The sequence below is a fragment of the Cellulomonas fimi genome, from assembly GCF_028527925.1.
Taxonomy (GTDB): domain Bacteria; phylum Actinomycetota; class Actinomycetes; order Actinomycetales; family Cellulomonadaceae; genus Cellulomonas; species Cellulomonas fimi_C.
Map to the genome: position 1 here is coordinate 12,448 of NZ_JAPESW010000001.1, position 19,481 is coordinate 31,928.

At 75.8% G+C, this 19,481-nt stretch carries 15 protein-coding genes; 8 read left to right on the forward strand and 7 right to left on the reverse strand.

The features are described 5' to 3' along the window. The first annotated feature begins 104 nt into the window (after window positions 1-104). The 6 genes from OMK64_RS00065 to OMK64_RS20965 all read left to right on the forward strand — a co-directional run bounded on the left by OMK64_RS00065 (window position 105) and on the right by OMK64_RS20965 (window position 8,369). On the forward strand, window positions 105-1,919 hold the full coding sequence (locus OMK64_RS00065; RefSeq protein ID WP_272725921.1) for an acetyl/propionyl/methylcrotonyl-CoA carboxylase subunit alpha: 1,815 nt from the start codon (window positions 105-107) through the stop codon (window positions 1,917-1,919). A 42-nt stretch (window positions 1,920-1,961) separates the two neighbouring features. Beyond that, complete coding sequence (locus OMK64_RS00070) at window positions 1,962-2,540, forward strand: NUDIX hydrolase (protein ID WP_272725922.1); 579 nt, start codon at window positions 1,962-1,964, stop codon at window positions 2,538-2,540. 113 nt (window positions 2,541-2,653) lie between these two features. Next, window positions 2,654-3,550 carry an iron uptake transporter permease EfeU gene (gene efeU, locus OMK64_RS00075; RefSeq protein ID WP_272725923.1) on the forward strand — a complete coding sequence of 299 codons (897 nt, stop codon included), beginning with the start codon at window positions 2,654-2,656 and terminating at the stop codon, window positions 3,548-3,550. A 65-nt stretch (window positions 3,551-3,615) separates the two neighbouring features. Further along, window positions 3,616-4,815: an iron uptake system protein EfeO gene (gene efeO / locus OMK64_RS00080; RefSeq protein ID WP_272725924.1), complete on the forward strand. Its 1,200-nt coding sequence runs from the start codon at window positions 3,616-3,618 to the stop codon at window positions 4,813-4,815. Window positions 4,816-4,821: 6 nt separating this feature from the next. Further along, window positions 4,822-6,240 carry an iron uptake transporter deferrochelatase/peroxidase subunit gene (efeB, locus tag OMK64_RS00085; protein WP_272725925.1) on the forward strand — a complete coding sequence of 473 codons (1,419 nt, stop codon included), beginning with the start codon at window positions 4,822-4,824 and terminating at the stop codon, window positions 6,238-6,240. Between the two features lie 71 nt (window positions 6,241-6,311). Further along, a complete protein-coding gene (locus OMK64_RS20965; protein ID WP_272725926.1) occupies window positions 6,312-8,369 on the forward strand; it encodes an endonuclease/exonuclease/phosphatase family protein in 2,058 nt (685 codons plus the stop codon). 108 nt (window positions 8,370-8,477) lie between these two features. Here the strand turns inward: OMK64_RS20965 and OMK64_RS00095 are convergent, their stop codons facing one another. After that, complete coding sequence (locus OMK64_RS00095) at window positions 8,478-9,941, reverse strand: NAD(P)H-quinone dehydrogenase (protein WP_272725927.1); 1,464 nt, start codon at window positions 9,939-9,941, stop codon at window positions 8,478-8,480. A gap of 75 nt (window positions 9,942-10,016) precedes the next feature. Here OMK64_RS00095 and OMK64_RS00100 point away from each other — a divergent pair, with 75 nt between their 5' ends. After that, window positions 10,017-10,868 (forward strand): purine-nucleoside phosphorylase, encoded by an 852-nt coding sequence (locus OMK64_RS00100; protein WP_272725928.1) that lies wholly within the window; start codon window positions 10,017-10,019, stop codon window positions 10,866-10,868. A 178-nt stretch (window positions 10,869-11,046) separates the two neighbouring features. Further along, the gene (locus tag OMK64_RS00105) at window positions 11,047-12,897 is read left to right on the forward strand and encodes a phospho-sugar mutase (protein WP_272725929.1); all 1,851 of its coding nucleotides are present in this window, start codon (window positions 11,047-11,049) and stop codon (window positions 12,895-12,897) included. Window positions 12,898-12,949: 52 nt separating this feature from the next. Here the strand turns inward: OMK64_RS00105 and OMK64_RS00110 are convergent, their stop codons facing one another. From OMK64_RS00110 to OMK64_RS00135, 6 genes are all read right to left on the reverse strand, one after another. Next, window positions 12,950-15,277, reverse strand: a complete 2,328-nt coding sequence (locus OMK64_RS00110; protein WP_272725930.1) for a DUF6055 domain-containing protein — start codon at window positions 15,275-15,277, stop codon at window positions 12,950-12,952. Window positions 15,278-15,491: 214 nt separating this feature from the next. Next, window positions 15,492-16,175 carry a deoxyribose-phosphate aldolase gene (gene deoC / locus OMK64_RS00115; protein ID WP_218051813.1) on the reverse strand — a complete coding sequence of 228 codons (684 nt, stop codon included), beginning with the start codon at window positions 16,173-16,175 and terminating at the stop codon, window positions 15,492-15,494. Then, a complete protein-coding gene (locus tag OMK64_RS00120; RefSeq protein WP_272725931.1) occupies window positions 16,172-17,302 on the reverse strand; it encodes an adenosine deaminase in 1,131 nt (376 codons plus the stop codon). Before OMK64_RS00120 ends, deoC begins: the two co-directional genes overlap by 4 nt. Before the next feature lie 76 nt (window positions 17,303-17,378). Next, the gene (locus tag OMK64_RS00125) at window positions 17,379-17,609 is read right to left on the reverse strand and encodes a hypothetical protein (RefSeq protein ID WP_272725932.1); all 231 of its coding nucleotides are present in this window, start codon (window positions 17,607-17,609) and stop codon (window positions 17,379-17,381) included. A gap of 85 nt (window positions 17,610-17,694) precedes the next feature. Beyond that, window positions 17,695-18,996: a thymidine phosphorylase gene (locus OMK64_RS00130; protein ID WP_272725933.1), complete on the reverse strand. Its 1,302-nt coding sequence runs from the start codon at window positions 18,994-18,996 to the stop codon at window positions 17,695-17,697. 88 nt (window positions 18,997-19,084) lie between these two features. Next, window positions 19,085-19,480 (reverse strand): cytidine deaminase, encoded by a 396-nt coding sequence (locus OMK64_RS00135; RefSeq protein WP_272725934.1) that lies wholly within the window; start codon window positions 19,478-19,480, stop codon window positions 19,085-19,087. Between the last annotated feature and the right edge of the window lies 1 nt (window position 19,481).

Sequence of the window (19,481 nt, forward strand, 5' to 3'; positions counted from 1 at the left end):
ATCCCTACAAAAGCCTTCCGGGCGGGGTTGGGCGGATCCCCAATCTTGGACGACCGACCCCGACGGAGCCGCGGAGCGCCGGGTCCCGCACGTTACGGTGGACCGTGCCCGTGATCTCCAAGGTCCTCATCGCGAACCGCGGTGAGATCGCCGTCCGCATCGCCCGCGCCTGCCGTGACGCACGGATCGGCTCCGTCGCCGTCTACTCCGACCCCGACCGCGAGGCCCTGCACGTCCGGGTCGCCGACGAGGCGTACGCGCTGAACGGCGCCCGCGCGGCCGAGACGTACCTCGTGGTCGACAAGCTGCTCGACGTCGCGCGCCGCTCGGGTGCCGACGCCGTGCACCCCGGCTACGGGTTCCTGTCCGAGAACGCCGAGTTCGCGCAGGCCGTCATCGACGCCGGCCTCACGTGGATCGGTCCCCCGCCCGCCGCGATCGACGCGCTCGGCGACAAGGTCAGCGCCCGGCACATCGCGCAGCGCGCCGGTGCGCCGCTCGTCGCCGGCACGCCCGACCCGGTGTCGGGCGTCGACGAGATCCACGCGTTCGTCGCCGAGCACGGCCTGCCCGTCGCGATCAAGGCCGCGTTCGGCGGTGGTGGCCGCGGCCTCAAGGTCGCGCGGTCGGCGGACGAGATCGACGAGCTCTACGAGTCGGCGGTCCGCGAGGCCGTCGCGGCGTTCGGTCGCGGCGAGTGCTTCGTCGAGCGCTACCTCGACAAGCCGCGGCACGTCGAGACGCAGTGCCTCGCCGACCAGCACGGCACCGTCGTCGTGGTGTCGACGCGCGACTGCTCGCTGCAGCGCCGCCACCAGAAGCTCGTCGAGGAGGCGCCCGCGCCCTTCCTCACGGACGCGCAGCGCGCGCAGCTCGTCGAGTCGAGCCAGGCGATCCTGCGCGAGGCCGGCTACGTCGGCGCCGGGACGTGCGAGTTCCTGGTCGGGGCCGACGGCACGGTGTCGTTCCTCGAGGTCAACACGCGCCTGCAGGTCGAGCACCCGGTGACCGAGGAGATCAGCGGCATCGACCTCGTCCGGGAGCAGCTGCGGATCGCGCAGGGCGAGCCGCTCGGCTACGACCACGTCGAGACACGCGGCCACTCGATCGAGTTCCGGATCAACGGCGAGGACCCCGCGCGCGGCTTCCTGCCCGCCCCCGGCCGCATCTCGACGCTGCGCTTCCCCGCGGGCCCGGGCGTGCGGGTCGACTCGGGCGTCGTCGAGGGCGACAGCGTCTCGGGCCTGTACGACTCGATGATCGCGAAGCTCGTCGTGACCGGCGCCGACCGGCCGCAGGCGATCGAGCGCGCGCGCCGGGCGCTGGCCGAGCTCGACGTCGTCGGCATCCCGACCGTCGTCCCGTTCCACCGCGCGGTGCTCGACGCGCCCGAGTTCGCCCCCGCGGACCCCACCGAGCCGTTCTCCGTGCACACCCGTTGGATCGAGACCGAGTTCGCCGACCGCCTCACGACGCTCGGCACCGGCGCCCCCGCGCCCGCCGCCGAGGACGAGGAGGAGGCGCCCGCGCTCGAGCGCGTCGTCGTCGAGGTCGGCGGCAAGCGGCTCGAGGTCGTGCTACCCGCGGCGCTCGCGCTCGGCCGCGGCCCCGGCGCCGCGCGTCCTGGCGGCCGGGCCGGTGCGGCCGGTCCTGCGGGTCCCCGTCGTCCCGTGCGACGCGCCGCCGCGAAGGCCGGCAGCAACGGCACGACGCTCGCCTCGCCCATGCAGGGCACGATCGTCAAGGTCGCGGTCGCCGAGGGCGCGGAGGTCGCCGAGGGCGACCTCGTCGTCGTGCTCGAGGCCATGAAGATGGAGCAGCCGCTCGTCGCGCACCGCGCCGGCACCGTGACCGGCCTGTCGGCCGATGTCGGCTCGAGCGTGAGCGCCGGGACGGCCATCTGCGAGATCGTCGGCTGACGCGTGGCGGACGCGACACCCGGGGGGACGCGGGGGTCGCGCGTGCCCGGCGACGGCCCCGGACCGACGGGGACGTCGGCGCCCGTCGTCCCCTCCGACGTCCCGCACCACCGGACGGCCGGCGACGGCTGGGTCGAGTGCGCGTGCGGTCGTCGGCACTGGGGTCGGTTCGGTGCTGCCGGGCTGCTGCTCGCCCGACGTGACGCGTCGGGGTGGCCCGTCGCGGTCGTCCTGCAGCACCGTGCACCGTGGAGCGACCAGGGCGGGACGTGGGGCCTGCCCGGCGGCGCGCTCGCGCCCGACGAGGATGCGGTCACGGGGGCCCTGCGGGAGGCCGCGGAGGAGGCCGGGATCGACCCGGACCACGTGCGCGTGACGGGCACGTCGGTGCTCCGGCACCCCGACTGGTCCTACACGACCGTGCTCGCCGACGAGACCGCCCCCGCGGAGCCCGCCGCGACCGACGCGGAGAGCGTCGAGGTGCGCTGGGTGCCCGTCGACGAGGTGGCGGCGCTGCCGCTGCTCACGGCGTTCGGCGACGCGTGGCCCGACCTGCGCCGACGTCTGGAGGCCGGGTCGCGCGCGGCCCGCAGCGCGGACGACGGTTCGCCCGCCGCGTGAGCGGCGTCACAGCACACGGCGCGGACAGGCGTCGCGGGGACGATCCGGACGGGAGTATCGTCGCGCCCCGGTGAGGTGAGCCTCACCTCACCGTCCCCCTCCCGGGAAGCATCATGGTCGCGAACTACCTGATCGGCCTGCGCGAGGGCCTCGAAGCCGCCCTCGTCGTCAGCATCCTCGTCGCCTACCTCGTCCGTACCGACCGCCGGCACCTGCTGCCCGCGCTGTGGACCGGGGTCGGCGTCGCCGTCGCCGTGTCGCTCGGCTTCGGCGCGCTGCTCACGTTCGGCCCGTCGGGGCTGTCGTTCGAGGCGCAGGAGGCCATCGGCGGCACGCTCTCGATCCTCGCCGTCGGGCTCATCACCTGGATGATCTTCTGGATGGCGCGCACCGCGCGGCACCTCAAGGCGGACCTGCAGCACAGGCTCGACGACGCGGTCGAGGCCGGCAAGCGGGCGGTCGTCGTCATGGCGCTGCTCGCCGTGGGCCGCGAGGGGCTCGAGACCGCGCTGTTCCTCTGGGCGGGTGCGCAGGCCACGGCCGGCTCGGACGGCGACGTCACGCCGCTGCTCGGCGCGGCGCTGGGCCTCGCGACCGCCGTGCTGGTCGGGTGGCTGCTCTACCGCGGCGCCGTGCGCGTCGACCTCCGCCGCTTCTTCGCCTGGACCGGTGCGTTCCTCGTGCTCGTCGCCGCCGGGGTGCTGTCGTACGGCGTCCACGACCTGCAGGAGGCCGGCATCCTCCCCGGCCTGCACGACCTCGCGTTCGACGTCTCCGCGACGATCCCGCCGGCCAGCTGGTACGGCACGCTGCTCAAGGGCGTCCTCAACTTCTCCCCCGCGACCACCAAGGTCGAGGCGATCGCCTGGGTCGCGTTCGTCGTGCCGACGATGTGGTTCTTCGTCCGCACCACGTGGGGGCGCCCGTCGCGCCCGACCCCGCCCGCACCGTCCCCGACGCCCGCGGTCGCCACCACCGCCGCAACCGCCGCGTCGCCCGCCGCCGGCTGACCGGCCCGCGCACCGACCCCTCCACGGTCCCGACCCGCGTGGACCCCGCCTGCTCGAGGAGCCCGATGTCCCACCGGCCCACCGCCGCGCTCACCCTGGCCGCCACGTTCGTCCTGCCGCTCGCCGCCGCGTGCGTCCCGAACGACGCGCCGGCCGACGACGCGACCGCCGCGGGCGCGATCACGGTCTCGTCGACCGCCGACGCGTGCGACGTGTCCACCACGGAGGCCGCGTCCGGCACGCTCACGTTCACGGTCACGAACGACGGCCAGGACGTCACCGAGTTCTACCTGCTCGGCGAGGACGGGCTGCGCGTGGTCTCCGAGGTCGAGAACATCGGCCCGGGCCTGAGCCGCGACCTCGTCGTCCAGGCACGCCCCGGCACCTACTGGACGGCGTGCAAGCCGGGCATGGTCGGCGACGGCATCCGCGCGAAGTTCACCGTGACAGACTCGGGCGCCGACACCGGCCCGACGGGTGACACCGCCGAGCAGCTCTCCGCCGCGGAGGCGTCGTACGTCGCCTACGTCAAGGACCAGGTGGGCGCGCTCGTCGCGGGCACGCAGGAGTTCGCCGACGCGTACGCCGCGGGCGACGACGCGACCGCGCGCGACCTGTACGCCGCGACCCGCGTGCACTGGGAGCGCGTCGAGCCCGTGGCCGAGTCGTTCGGCGACCTGGACCCGCTGCTCGACCTGCGCGAGGCCGACCTCGAGGACGGCGCCACGTGGACGGGCTGGCACCTCGTCGAGAAGGACCTGTGGCAGCCGACGCCCGACGCGAACGGCGGCGTCGCGTACACGCCGCTCACGCCGGAGCAGCGCCAGGCCGCCGCCGACGACATCGTCGCCAACACCGCGAAGCTCCAGGAGCAGGTCACCGACCCGGACTTCACCTTCGAGGCCTTCCAGATCGCGAACGGCGCGAAGGAGCTGCTCGACGAGGTCGCGACGGGCAAGGTCACGGGCGAGGAGGAGATCTGGTCGCACACCGACCTGTGGGACTTCCAGGCCAACGTGGACGGTGCGCGCGTCGCCTACGAGGTGCTCGCGGACGTCGTGCAGGAGCGGGACGCCGACCTGGCCGACCAGCTCGACGAGCGGTTCGCCGAGCTGCAGGACCTGCTGGCCGCGCAGGGCAGCGTCGAGACGGGCTTCACGCCGTACGACCAGCTGACCGAGGACCAGGTCAAGGACCTCGCCGCCGCGGTCGACGCGCTGTCCGAGCCGCTGTCGCGCCTCACCACGACGGTCACCGGGGCCTGAGGACCGATGACCGACGCCCCCGAGACCACGCCCGACCCGGTCGCGCCCGACGCCTCTGCGCCGCGGTCCGAGGGGCTCTCCCGGCGCGCGCTGCTCGGGCTGGGCGGCGGCGTCGCGGCGGTCGCCGCGGCGGCCGGCTTCGGTGCCGCACGCGCGACGACGGCCGCCGCGACCGCACCGACCGCAAGCGGGGCCCCGGGCACCTTCCCGTTCACGGGGGTGCACCAGGCGGGGATCGTGACGCCCGCGCAGGACCGCCTGTACCTCGCGGCGTTCGACGTCACGACGGACTCGCGCGACGAGCTCGTCGCGCTGCTCCGTCGCTGGACCACGACCGCGGCCAGGCTCACGCAGGGCCTGTCCGCGGGGCCGTTCGGCCCGGCGTCCGGGCCGTACGACGCCCCGCCGGACGACACCGGTGAGGTCGCGGACCTGCCGCCCGCCGGGCTCACGCTCACGTTCGGCTTCGGACGCTCCCTGTTCGTCGGCACCCCCGCGCCCGACGGCACGCCCGGCACCGACCGGTTCCGGCTCGCCGACCGGCTGCCCGGTGGGCTCGTCGAGCTGCCGCACTTCCCCGGCGACGCGCTCGACCCGGCGCGCAGCGACGGCGACCTCGTGGTGCAGGCGTGCGCGGACGACCCGCAGGTCGCCGTGCACGCGATCCGCAACCTGTCCCGCGCCGCGTTCGGTGCGGCCGCGATCCGGTGGACGCAGCTCGGCTACGGGCGCACGTCGTCGACGAGCACCGCGCAGCGCACCCCGCGCAACCTGTTCGGCTTCAAGGACGGCACGGCGAACGTCAAGGCCGAGGAGGACGACGCCCTCGACGCGCACGTCTGGGTCCCCGAGCAGGCCGCGCGGGACGACGCGGGCGGCGGCGTCGACTCGGCCTGGCTGACGGGCGGCACGTACCTTGTCGCGCGGCGCATCCGGATGATCATCGAGACGTGGGACCGCACGTCGCTGCGCGAGCAGGAGACGCTCGTCGGCCGCACCAAGGGCGAGGGCGCGCCGCTGTCGGGCGGCACCGAGTTCACCGAGCCCGACTTCGCGGCGACGGGCCGCGGTGACGCGCCGCTGATCGCGACGAACAGCCACGTCCGCCTCGCGCACCCCGACCAGAACGACGGCGTGCGCATGCTGCGCCGGGGCTACAACTTCACCGACGGCAACGACGCGCTCGGCCGACTCGACGCCGGCCTGTTCTTCCTCGCCTTCGTCCGGGACCCCCGCACGCACTACGTGCCCATGCAGAACCGGCTGTCGGCGCAGGACGGGCTCATGGAGTACCTGCAGCACACCGGGTCGGGCCTGTTCGCCGTCCCGCCGGGCGTCCCCGACGGGTCGCTCGTGCTCGGCGCCGACGGCACGCCGGTGACCACGGACGACAGCCCGTTCATCGGCTCGGCGCTCTTCGCCTGACGAACGCCCCCACGGCGGGCGCTCCGCCCGTCGGCGGTCTCCGGCGCCCCGGGACGGGTACCGTGCGGCGCGTGACCACCCCTCCCGGCGGCAGCCGCACCTCGACCCCCGCCGGCAGCGCCCCCGATGTCGACCCCACCGCCGCCGCCGGCAGCCCGACGTCGGCGGCGAGCGGGCGCAGCACGACGCCGCCGGACGCCGGCACCCCGACGCGCGTGTGGCTCGTCGCGGCGCTCACGCTCGCCGCGCTGGAGGCCGTCCGCGCGAGCGGCCCGATGCTCGACCGGTGGTTCGCGGTCGGCACCGTCGCCGCGGGCGGCGCGGCCGTCGCGACGTACGCGGGCGCGGGGATCGTGGCCTCCGCGCTGCTGCTCGCCCGTCGCCGCACGTCGGGCACGCCGGACGCGCGCACGGTCCTCGCAGGTGCGGGCGTCCTGGCCCTCCTGCGGCTCGTCGTGCAGGCGCTCGACGGGCTCGCGCTCGACATCACCGGGCTGGTCTGGGTGGCCGTCACGGTCGCGGTGCTGACGCTCGGCGTCGCGCACGTCGCCGGCCGCAGCGGCGGGGCCCGCCAGGCCGCGACCGGTCTCCTCGTCGGGTCCGGGCTCTCCGTGGGCCTCCAGCTGCTGCTCGGCACGTGGGACGCCGTCTGGCGGTCGGGAGCCGTCGGGTGGGTCGTCGCCCTGGCGGTCGCGATCGCGCCGTTCCTCGTGACGCGCGGGCTCGTCGGCCCGGACGCCTCCCCCGAGCCGACCGGCCGCCCCCGCCGCCTGTGGGCGCTCGGGCCGTTCCTCGCCGTCACCGTGATGCTGCTCGCCAACCCGGCGTTCGCGGCGTCGCAGGCCGACGTGCCGCTCGACGTCGCGGGCCTCGTGCTGCTCGGCGCCTCCGCGCTCGGCGCGTGGCCGCTGCTGCGCCCCGACGTGTGGCCTGCCGCCGTCCGGGTCGGTGCCGCCGCGCTCCTCGCGGTCGGCACGGGCGTGAGCCTCTGGACGTCCGGCCCGGTGGCCCTCGTGGCGCTCGCCGGGACGCAGGTCGTCGCCGGCCTCGTCGTCGCGACCGTCCTCAGCACCCGCCGCCCGGCGCCGCCCGGGATCCCGCGGACCGCGATCAGCACGGGCGCGGCCGGGCTCGGGGTCGTGCTGCCGCTCCTGCTCTACATGCTCGACTACGACGTGCCGCTGCCGATCGACAACGCGTGGGTCGTGGTCCTCGCGGCTGCGGTCGTGGGTCTCGCGGGGCTGCGGCGCCGCACGCCCGAGGTCGCCGCGCAGGTCGACGAACCGCCGCTCGACGACGAGAAGGTCCCCGCTCGGGTCAACGCCGCGCGCCTGCTGCTGATCCCGGGGGTCGTGCTCGCCGTCGTGGGCGTCCTCGCCGGACACCGCGGCTGGAGCACCACCGGCGCGACCGTCCCCACGGCGGCCGCCGACGGGCCGCTCACCGTCGTCGACTGGAACCTGCACTACGGGGTGTCCCCGCTGACCGCGGTCGACCTCGAGGGGATCGCCCGGACGATCGAGGCCCTTGACCCCGACGTCGTCACGCTGCAGGAGCTCGAGCGCGGCTGGGTCTTCGGCGGGGGCGCCGATATGGCGACCTGGCTCGCGCACCGGCTCGACATGACGATCCGCTTCGCCCCGGCCGCGGACCGGCAGTTCGGCAACGCCGTGCTCGCGCGCTCGGGTCTCACCGACGTGGCCGTGCACCCGCTCCCCTACGGGGACGGACCGCAGCAGCGGTCGGCGCTGTCCGCGACGGTGACGACCGCGTCCGGGACCTCGGTGCGGGTCACCTCCGTGCACCTGCAGCACCGCGCGTCCAACACCCCGACCCGCCTCGACCAGCTCGACGCGCTGCTCGCCGCCGAGCCCGTCTCCGGGGCCGCGATCCTCGCGGGCGACCTCAACGCCGAGCCGGGCTCGCCCGAGCTCGACCTCCTCACGGACGCCGGGTGGGTCAGCGCGGTCGACGAGGCGGGCGACCCCGACGCGCTCACCGAGCCGAGCACCGACCCCGGGCACCGCATCGACTGGGTGCTCGGTCAGGGCGTGACGTTCACCGCCGCGACCGTGGGCACGTCGACGCTCTCCGACCACCTCCCGGTGACGGCCACGTTCACGCCCTGACGGGCCGGCCGCGCTCCGGGCTCAGTCCGCACCTAAGCGGCCCGAGCCCTGCGCTCCGCTCCCGGCGCGTGCCGCTGCGCGACCCGCACCGTCCGCTGCGCTCCGGCCTCAGTCCGCGGAACGGTGGTGGAGCATGCGCGCGACCTCGCCGATCGTCCCCGACATCGACGGGTACACCGTCGACGCGTCGGCGACCTGGTCGGCGGTGAGGCGGTGGGTGACGGCGAGCGTGAGCGGGAAGATCGACTCGCTCGCACGCGGGCCGACGACGACCGCGCCCAGGATCGTGCCCGTCCCCTCGGCGGCGAAGATCTTCACGAACCCGTCGCGCACGCCCAGCATCTTCGCGCGCGGGTTCCGGGCGAGCGGCAGCGTGCTGACGGTGTAGTGCACGCCGAGCTCGGCGAGGCGTGCCTCGGACGAGCCGACGGTCGCGATCTCGGGCGCGGTGAAGATGTTCGCCGACACCCCGCGCACCGACAGCGGCTTCACGGCGTCGCCGAGCGCGTGCGACATCGCGATGCGCCCCTGCGTCGCCGCGACGGACGCGAGCGGGAAGACCCCGGTCACGTCGCCGGCCGCGTAGACGCCGCGCACGGACGTCCGGGACACCTTGTCGACCTCGATGTGCCCCGACGGCGTGAGGCGCACGCCCGCCTCCTCGAGCCCGAGCCCCGCGGTGGTCGGGATCGAGCCGACGGCGAACAGCACGTGCGACGCCTCGATGACGCGCCCGTCGGCGAGCGAGACCTCGACCCGGTCGCCGACGCGCCGCGCCCCCGCGGCGCGCGAGCGCGACAGCACGGTCATGCCGCGCGCCTTGAAGACGTCCTCGAGCACCTGGGCGGCGTCGGCGTCCTCTCCGGGCAGGACGCGGTCGCGCGACGACACGAGCGTCACGTCCGCGCCGAGCGACGTGTACGCGCCGGCGAACTCGGCACCCGTCACGCCGGACCCGACGACGACGAGCTTCTCGGGCAGCTCCTGCAGGTCGTACAGCTGCGTCCACGTGAGGATGCGCTCGCCGTCGGGCACGGCCTCGGGCAGGACGCGCGGCGTCGCGCCGGTCGAGACGAGCACGACGTCGGCGTCGAGGACCTGCTCCTCACCGTCGGCCGACGTCGCGACGACGCGCGACGGGCCGTCGAGCCGGCCGTGGCCGAGGACGGTCCGGACGCCCTCGCGGTCCAGTCGCGCGCGGATGTCGGCGGACTGCGCGGCCGCGAGCGCCTTGACGCGCGCGTTGACCGCGGCGAGGTCGATGCTGTGCCGCACGAGCGAGCCGACGCCCGACTCGGCGATCGAGCCCGGGGTGCTGATCCCGTCGAGGCGGATGCCGAGCTCGGGCGCGCGGTCCGCGATCGTCATCCACTCCGCGGTGGCGATGAGCGTCTTCGACGGCACGACGTCGGTCAGCACCGCGGCACCACCCAGGCCCGCCCGCTCGACGACGGTGACGTCGGCGCCCAGGCGGCGTGCGACGAGCGCGGCCTCGTAGCCGCCGGGTCCGCCGCCGACGACGACGACGCGGGGCGCTCGGGAACGGTCGGTGTCCTGCGACGGGGTGCTCACGGGTGCCCATTCTGCCTGCCCGCCCCGCTCGCGGCGTCCTGCGTCGGAGCCGTCGGTGCGGGCTAGCCTTCGAGCATGAGCGACCTCACCGACGTGCCCGACCTCGACGACCCCGCGACCGACCCGTTCGAGGTGGCCCGTGCGGCCGCCGCCCACCTCGCGAGCGCGACCGGTGTCGCGAAGCACGACGTGGCGCTCGTGCTCGGCTCGGGCTGGGGCGGCGCGGCGGACCTGCTGGGCGAGACGGTCGCCGAGCTGCCGAGCACCGAGGTGCCCGGGTTCAGCGCGGCGGCGGTCGTCGGCCACGTCGGCACGATCCGTTCGATCCGCATCGCGGGCTCGCCCGACGACGCCCCCCGGCACGCGCTCGTGCTCGGCTCGCGCACCCACCTGTACGAGGGCCGGGGCGTGCGACGCGTGGTGCACGGCGTCCGGACCGCGGCCGCCGCGGGCGCGTCGGTGCTGGTCCTGACCAACGGCTGCGGCGGGCTCAACCCGGCGTGGGGTCCGGGCACGCCCGTCCTCATCAAGGACCACATCAACCTCACGGCGACGTCGCCGCTCGAGGGCGCGACGTTCGTCGACCTCACCGACCTGTACTCGGCACGGCTGCGCGACGTGGCCCGCACGGTCGACCCGTCGCTCGACGAGGGCGTGTACGTGCAGTTCCGCGGCCCGCACTACGAGACGCCCGCCGAGGTCGCGATGGCGGGGCGGATCGGCGGGGACCTGGTCGGGATGTCGACGACGCTCGAGGCGATCGCGGCCCGTCAGGCGGGCCTGGAGATCCTGGGCGTGTCCCTCGTGACGAACTTCGGCGCGGGCATCAGCGACCAGCCGCTGTCGCACGCCGAGGTCCTCGAGGCCGGTGCGGCCGCAGGCCCGCGGATCAGCGCGCTGCTCGCGGAGGTCGTCCGGCGCGTCTGACGCCGGCCTCGCACGAACCTCGCACGACCCCGCACGACCCCGCACGACGACGGACGCCCGCGGCCACCGGATCCCGGCTGCGGGCTTCCGCGCACGTCAGGAGCCTCGGCACACGTGCCCGCCGCGCCACCGGGACCTTCGGCGGGACCTTCCGCGACGCTTTCAGTACGTTGGCCCCATGACCGGCGACGTGGTGTGGGCGGACCTCGAGGCGCAGGTGCAGGCGTGGATCGACGACGACCCTGACCCGCGGACGGCGCAGGAGCTGCGCGACCTGCTGACGACGGCCCGGACCGGGCCCGTGGGGCTCGCCCCGGGGCAGGAGCCCGACCCGACGCAGCGGCAGGCGCTCGACGCCCGACGCGTGGCGCGCAACGAGCTGGCCGACCGCTTCCAGGGGCTGCTGCAGTTCGGCACGGCCGGGCTGCGCGGGCGCCTCGCGGGCGGTCCGCACCGGATGAACCGCGCGGTCGTCATCCGCGCCGCGTCGGGCATCGCGGACTTCCTGCTGGGCGAGCTCGACGGTGTGACCCCGCCGCCGCGCGTGGCCGTCGGGTACGACGCGCGCCACAACTCGCGGCAGTTCGCGCTCGACACCGCGGGCGTGCTGACGGCGGTGGGCATCGAGGTCCTGCTGCTGCCCGAGGAACTCCCGACGCCCGTGCTCGCGTTCGCGGTGCGCCACCTCGAGGCCGACGCCGGGATCATGGTGACCGCGTCCCACAACCCGCCCCAGGACAACGGCTACAAGGTCTACCTCGGCGGTCGCGTCGTCACGGACGGCGGCCAGGGCGCCCAGATCGTGCCGCCGACCGACACCGCGATCGCCGCCGAGATCGCGCGCGTGCCGTCGGTCGCCTCGGTCCCGCGCGCCGACCACGGCTGGACCGTGCTCGGGCCCGAGGTGCTCGACGCCTACGTCGGCGCGGTGGTGGGCCTCGCGGACCGGTCGCCGGAGGCCCGTGCGGCCGCCAAGAAGCTGCGCATCGTCCTCACGCCGCTGCACGGCGTCGGCGGGAAGGTCGCGCAGCGCGTGCTCGCCGCGGCGGGGTTCACGGACGTGCTCGTCGTGCCGGAGCAGGAGTTCCCCGACCCGGACTTCCCGTCCGTCGCGTTCCCCAACCCCGAGGAGCCCGGCGCGATCGACCTCGCGATCGGCCTGGCCGGCGACGAGAACGCGGACCTCGTGCTCGCGCTCGACCCGGACGCCGACCGGTGCGCCGTCGCGGTCCAGGACCTGCGGACGCGTTCCTACCGCGGCCCCGACACCGCGGGCGCCGAGGGCTGGCGCATGCTGCACGGCGACGAGACGGGTGCGCTGCTCGGCGACCTGGCCGCGCGCCGGGCGACGGCCGCGGGGACCGACCACGCGGTCCTCGCGAGCTCGATCGTCTCGTCGCGCCTGCTCGGTGAGATCGCCACCAGCGCGGGTCTGCGCCACGCCCAGACGCTCACGGGCTTCAAGTGGATCTCGCGCGTCGACGGCCTGGTGTTCGGGTACGAGGAGGCGCTCGGGTACTGCGTCGACCCCGCGCACGTGCGCGACAAGGACGGCATCTCGGCCGCGCTCACCGTCGCCGGGCTCGCGGCCTCGCTCAAGGCGCAGGGTCGCACCCTCGTCGGCGCGCTCGACGACCTCGCGCGCACGCACGGCCTCCACCTCACCGACCAGGTGTCGGCGCGGTTCGCGGACCTCGCGGACATCGCCGCGACCGTGCAGCGCCTGCGCGAGGCGCCGCCGCAGCACATCGCCGGGGTCCGGGTCACGTCCGTGGTCGACCTCGCCGCCGGCACCGACGACGACCGGGACGGCCTGCCGCCGACCGAGGGGCTGCGGCTCCTCACGGCCGACGGGACGCGTGTCGTCGTGCGGCCCAGCGGCACCGAGCCCAAGGTCAAGTGCTACCTCGAGGTCGTCGAGCCCGTCCCGGCGGGGGCGGACGACGACGCCGTCGGGCATGCGCGGCACGCGGCGCGTGCCCGGCTCGACGCGGTTGCGGCCGACGTCCGCTCGGTGCTCGGGCTCTAGCGCCGACCGGCGCCGACGCGCTCGGGCCGCTGACGGACGCCTCGTGCGCGCGTCAGCGCGTCTGCGTGCAGGCGACGGGATGCACCGCCCGGGCGACGTCGGGTGACGGCGCGGTTCCTTGCAGGCCGAACGTCGCGGTCTCACCCGCGCGGAGCGTGCCGTTGTACGACATGTTCTCGGCGGTGACGGCGGAGCCGGACGTGCCGAGCTGCGCGTTCCACACCGCCGTCACGTTCTTGCCCGCGGGCAGGGTCCACGACACGGCCCACCCGCTGACGCCTGCCGACCCGGCGGTGACGACGAGCTCCGCCTGGTACCAGGCACGCCCCTCGCTCTCCCACGTGGTGGTCACGCGGTACGTCGCGGAGCAGCCGCCGGCGGTCACGGGCTCGGGGGGTGCCACGCCGCCGTCCGTCCCGCCGCCGTTCGCGGGCGGCGGCGCCGGCGTCCCCGTGCCAGCGCCTCCGCCCCCGGCCGGCGGCACGGGAGGGCGCGAGGCCTGCTGGGTCGGCTGCTGCGACGGCGAGGACGACGGACCGGGCTCGGGCTCGGCCGTCGCGGTGACGGCGGGCTGCGGTGGCGCGAGCTGCGGGTCCGCGAAGACGAGGGCGTCGGCGGGCAGCGGCGTGGGGGCGACGTTGACGTCGGCGCCCGCGGGCTGCCCGTCGCACGTGCGGGCGGGCTCGTACGCGACGTAGCCGCCCGCGTCGCACGAGAAGGACACCACCGCGTCCCCGCCCACGACGACCGAGCCGGACAGGCGCGCCGACGAGCGCACGACGGCCATGTCCTTCACGACCGCGTCCCCGCCGACGACCGCGCCCGGCTCGACCCACGCACGTCCCTCGACCCGCGCCGACCCGGTCACGCGCGCGTCGCCGCGGACCACCGCGTGCGGGCCCACGTAGGCGGTCGCGTCCACGCGGGCCGCGTCGTCGACCCAGCCGCCGCCGTTGGGGTGCCGGTGGCCGCCGGGCGCCGCGGGCTGGGTCGACTCGTCGACGACCGTCGCACCGGCGAGCCGGAACTCGTACGGGTAGCGCGGCACGTCGCCGAACCCGCTCGCCGAGTCGACCACGTGCGCGCGCGCGGGGGTGCCCGTCACGACGAGGTAGACCTCGCCCTCGCCGTCGCGCAGCGAGAACTGCAGCTCGGCGTCGTCGCCCTCCGTCACCGGGCTGTACCGGGGGGACTCGCCGCCGAGCGCGACGAACCCGACGGACCAGCCGGCGTCCGGCGCGGCGCTGTTGCCACGGAGCCGCACGTGGACCGTGCGCGCACCGGGCTCGGGCTCGAGGCGGACGACGTTGAACCCGTAGTCGGACGGCGCGAACGCGTCCGGCACCCGGTAGTGACCGGGGTCGTCCGGGACCGCCTCGACGGGAGTCGTGCGCCCCGCGAGCAGCACCGGGTCGAGCGCCGCGACGGCGTCCGCGAGCTCGCGGGACGGGCCGAGGTCCCACGCGACCGTCCGCATCGCGTACTCGGCGACCCGGCGGTTGAGGGCGGACTCGGTGAGCCCCGCGACGCCGCGGTAGGCCTCGAGCGCGGTGCGCGTCCCGTCGGCACCACGCCAGATGCGCGACACGACGCGGTCGTCGTCGCGCTCGGCGAGGTACTGCAGGAGCAGCCACCCGCCGTCCCCGAGCCGCGCGCTCGACCACGGCACCGAGGGGCTGCGGACCAGGTCGGCGAGGTCGCCGATCCCCTCCGCCGCGCCGATGGTCGCCAGGTACGCGGCGCTGGCGTCGGCGAACGCCCCGGCGGAGTCCCCCGCGACGCTCCCCTCGGGCGACTCGCTGCGGGCGAAGTCGAGGACCATCTCGGCGAAGCCGCGCGCGAGGTCCCAGGACGGCGCGGGCGCCTCGGAGCCGCCGCCGCCCGCGAGGGCCGGAACCGTCGCGCGGACCAGGCCCACACCGCCGTCGACGGCACCGCTCACCGCACGCGTCCCGGCCGACAGACCGCCGTGCGCGGGCGCCACGGGCTGCTCGCGACCCGACCCGGGCCCCTGCGTCCACGTGCCGTCGACCACCACCACGACCTTCGACGCGGCGATCGCCCCGTCGGGTGCGGCGACGGCGAGGTCCTCGACGGTCGTCCCGTACAGCTCGTCGAGCGCGGCGACGGTCCGCGCGGGGTCGAAGCGCAGGTCGAGCGTCGCGTGCGTCGGGTCGGCTCCGGGCAGGTCACCCCACGCGAGGACGACGGCGTCACCCTCGCGGACGTGGCCGTCCTCCCAGGCCTGCTCCCACCCCGTGGGCACGACGACCGGGGGCGTCTCGTCGGAGCGCGAGAGCGCGACGGCGACGACTCCACCAGCGGCGAGGACCGGCACGACGAGGGCGGCGACGACCGCGGCGCGTCGGATCCGTGCCATCCCGGCGCGTCCTCCCGTCCGTCGGTCGTCGCGCGGGCAGCGCGACGCGACCGCGCCGGAGCGCGCGGCCCGCCCCACTGTCCCGGGGCGGCGCGGCAGGAGTCAATCGACGGAGGTCCCGCATCCGGGTGAATCGGCCGCACCGGACACGCGAGACGCGCCGGTCACGGCGCTCGCGGCAGGTCGAGGGCCGGCCGAGGGCGCGGGTGCGCGCTCAGTACCCCGCGTCGGCCTCGAGCCCGGCGAGGACCGCGGCGGTGCCGGACAGGCCCAGGCGCGTCGCGCCCGCGTCGACCATCGCGACGGCATCGGCGGCCGTGCGGATGCCGCCCGACGCCTTCACGCCGAGGCGTCCGCCCACGGTCTGCGCCATGAGGGCGACCGCGTGCACGGTCGCGCCGCCCGCCGGGTGGAAGCCCGTCGACGTCTTCACGAAGTCCGCGCCCGCGCGCTCGGCCGCCTGGCACACCGCGACGATCTGGTCGTCGGTGAGTGCCGCCGACTCGATGATGACCTTGAGCACGACGTCGCCGGGCGTCGCGGCACGGACCGCGGCGATGTCGGCCTCGACCGCGTCGTACCGCCCCTCGCGCGCCGCGCCGACGTCGATGACCATGTCGACCTCGTCGGCGCCGTCCCGCACCGAACGCGCGGCCTCGGCCGCCTTGACGTCGCTGTGGTGCTTGCCCGACGGGAACCCGCACACGGTCGCGACGTGCAGCCCGGGCGCCGCGGAGGTATCGACCGGCAGGAACGACGGCGAGATGCAGATCGAGTACACGCCGAGCCGGGCGGCCTCCTCGACCAGGGCCTGCACGTCGGCGACGGTCGCCTCCGGCTTGAGGAGCGTGTGGTCGACGAGCCGGGCCAGCCCGGCGGCGTCGTGCGTCGTGGTCATGCGCGGTGCCTTCCTCCCCGGGCAGCCGCGTAGGCCGGCCGGATCACGGTGTCGATGAGTGCGTCGCGCTCGTCGTGGTGGGCGAACGCGTAGGCGGCCGCGGTCACGGCCACGTCCTGCAGGTCGTCGAGCGTCCAGCCGGCCTCCTGCACGAGCAGCGTGAGCTCGCGCGAGAGAGTCGTGCCGGACTGCAGACGGTTGTCGGTGTTGACCGTGACCTTGAAGCCGAGGCGCTTGAGGCGCGTCACGGGGTGCTCGGCGACGGTCGCGGCGATGCCGGTCTGGAGGTTCGACGACGGGCAGAGCTCGAGCGGGACGCGACGGTCGCGCACCCACTGCGCGAGCGGTCCCAGCCGGTCGCCGAGGTCGTCGGTCGCGATGTCCTCGACGAGCCGGGCGCCGTGACCGAGGCGGCACGCCTGCGCGACGTGCAGCGCCTGCGCCACCGACTCGAGGCCGGACCCCTCCCCCGCGTGCACGGTCGCGGGGACGTGCGCGTCGGCGAGCGTGCGGAACGCCGACGCGTGCCGCGACGGCGGGAAGCCCTCCTCGGGCCCGGCGATGTCGAAGCCGACCACGCCGTCGCCGCTGCGGGCGATCGCGAGCGCCGCGATCTCGTCCGCGCGGTCCGCCTGGCGCATCGCCGACAGGATCGTCCCGACGCGGATCGTCCGCCCCTGCGCCGCGGCCTCGGCGACGCCCTCGGCGAAGCCCTGCTGGACGGCGTCGACGACCTGCTCGAGCGTCAGCCCGGCGCGCTGGTGCTGCTCGGGCGCGTACCGCGACTCGGCGTACACGACGCCGTCGGCGGCGAGGTCGAGCGCGGCCTCGCGCGCGACCCGCCGCAGCCCGTCGACGGTCTGCATGACGGCCACGGTGTGCTCGAACGTCTCGAGGTAGCGCTCGAGGCTGCCCGAGTCGGCGGACTCGACGAACCAGCGCCCGAGCGCGTCGGCGTCGGTCGTCGGCAGCTCGTGGCCCACCTCCGCCGCCAGCTCGACGATCGTCGCGGGCCGCAGCCCGCCGTCGAGGTGGTCGTGCAGCAGGATCTTCGGCAGCCCGGGGACGAGGGCGACGAGCGCCGCCGTCGCGTCGTCGTCGGCGGTGCGCGCGTCGGGGGACGTCATGACGTCACCGTACCGGCGCACGCGCGACGTGCCAGGTCAGGCCACCGGCACCGCGGTCGACGCTGGGGACAGCCGCTCACCCGGCGGCGCCCGGCTCGTCGTCGTCGGCGGGCACCTCGGTGTCCTGCTCGACGACGTCGGCCTCGTCCGCGCGGCCGTCGCGGTCGGCCCGGGGGAACCCGGGCTGGTACTCCTCGGGGTCGGCGGACCCGTCGGTGGCGTCGTCGGTCAGCCGCAGCGGCGTCTCCGGAGCCACGGGCTCCAGGCCCGCGTCACGCCACGTCTCGTCGCCGGGGACGGTGCTCATCGGTCCTCCCTCACGCTCGGCGGTCGTCTCCATCGTGCTCCGGTACCGCCCCCGCCGCCACGGTCACGGCGGGAGCAGCGCGGGATCAGGCGGTGACGCGGTCGAGCACGAGCGGGCGCGGCTCCACACGTGTGCCCGCGGGTGCGACGACGAGGCCGCCGTCGAGCGCCTCGCGCGCGCGGCCGAACCGCTCGGGGGTGTCGGTGTGCAGCGTGAGCAGCGGCTGCCCGGCGCGGACCTCGTCGCCGGGGCGCACGTGCAGCTCGACGCCCGCGCCCGCCTGCACCGGGTCCTCCTTGCGCGCCCGCCCTGCGCCGAGCCGCCACGCGGCGATCCCGACGGCGTACGCGTCGACGGTCGTCACGACGCCGTCGGTCTCGGCGACGACCTGCTCGGTCTCGCGCGCGACCGGCAGCGGCGCGTCGACGTCGCCGCCCTGCGCCGCGATCATGCGCCGCCACACGTCCATCGCCCGCCCGTCGGCGAGCGCCGCGGCGGGGTCGGCGTCGGGGCGTCCCGCGGCGTCGAGCATCTCGCGCGCGAGCGCGACCGTGAGCTCGACGACGTCGGCCGGGCCGCCGCCCGCCAGGACCTCGAGCGACTCGCGGACCTCGAGCGCGTTGCCCGCGGTGAGGCCCAGCGGCGTCGACATGTCGGTGAGCAGCGCGACCGTCGTGACGCCCGCGTCGGTGCCGAGCTCGACCATCGTCTGCGCGAGCTCGCGCGCCCGGGCCTCGTCCTTCATGAACGCGCCCGACCCGACCTTGACGTCGAGGACCAGCGAGCCCGTGCCCTCGGCGATCTTCTTGCTCATGATCGACGACGCGATGAGCGGGATCGCCTCGACCGTGCCCGTCACGTCGCGCAGCGCGTACAGCTTGCGGTCGGCAGGGGCGAGGCCCGAGCCGGCCTGGCAGATGACCGCGCCGACGTCCTCGAGCTGCCGCATGGTCTCGTCGTTGGAGAGCGCCGCGCGCCAGCCGGGGATCGACTCGAGCTTGTCGAGCGTCCCGCCCGTGTGGCCGAGGCCGCGGCCCGACAGCTGCGGGACCGCGACCTCGAACACCGCGACCAGCGGGGCGAGGGGCAGCGTGATCTTGTCGCCCACGCCGCCCGTCGAGTGCTTGTCGGACGTCGGGCGCGACAGCGACGAGAAGTCGAGCCGCTCGCCGCTCGCGATCATCGCGGCCGTCCAGCGCGCGATCTCCGCGCGGTCCATGCCGTTGAGCAGGATCGCCATCGCGAGCGAGGACATCTGCTCGTCCGCGACGACGCCGCGCGTGTACGCGTCGACGACCCAGTCGATCTGCGCGTCGGTCAGCCTGCGCCCGTCTCGCTTGGCGACGATGACGTCGACGGCGTCGAACGGCTCGCTTGCTGTGCTCATCGGTCGGCCTTCCCTGCGTTCCGTTCCCGGCGGGCGCCGCCTGCGGCGCCCCCCACCGTCCACTGCACTCCGGGTGCGGCCTCCGGCGTCACGCCCGCGTCTCCAGGTCCTCCGGGCCGAACGCGTCCGGCAGGACCTCGGTCATCGGCTTGATGCCCGACACCGTCTCGACGAGCAGCCGCGCGCCGCCGTGCTCCCACAGCAGCTGCCGGCAGCGCCCGCACGGCATGAGGACGTTCCCGTGCCCGTCGACGCACGTGAACGCGACGAGCCGCCCCCCGCCCGAGACGTGCAGACCGGAGACGAGCGCGCACTCGGCGCACAGGGTCAGGCCGTACGACGCGTTCTCGACGTTGCAGCCGACGACGACGCGGCCGTCGTCGACGAGCGCCGCGACGCCCACGGGGAACTTCGAGTACGGCACGTACGCCCGGTGCATGGCCTCGGTGGCCGCGGCGCGCAGCGCCTCCCAGTCGATCTCCACG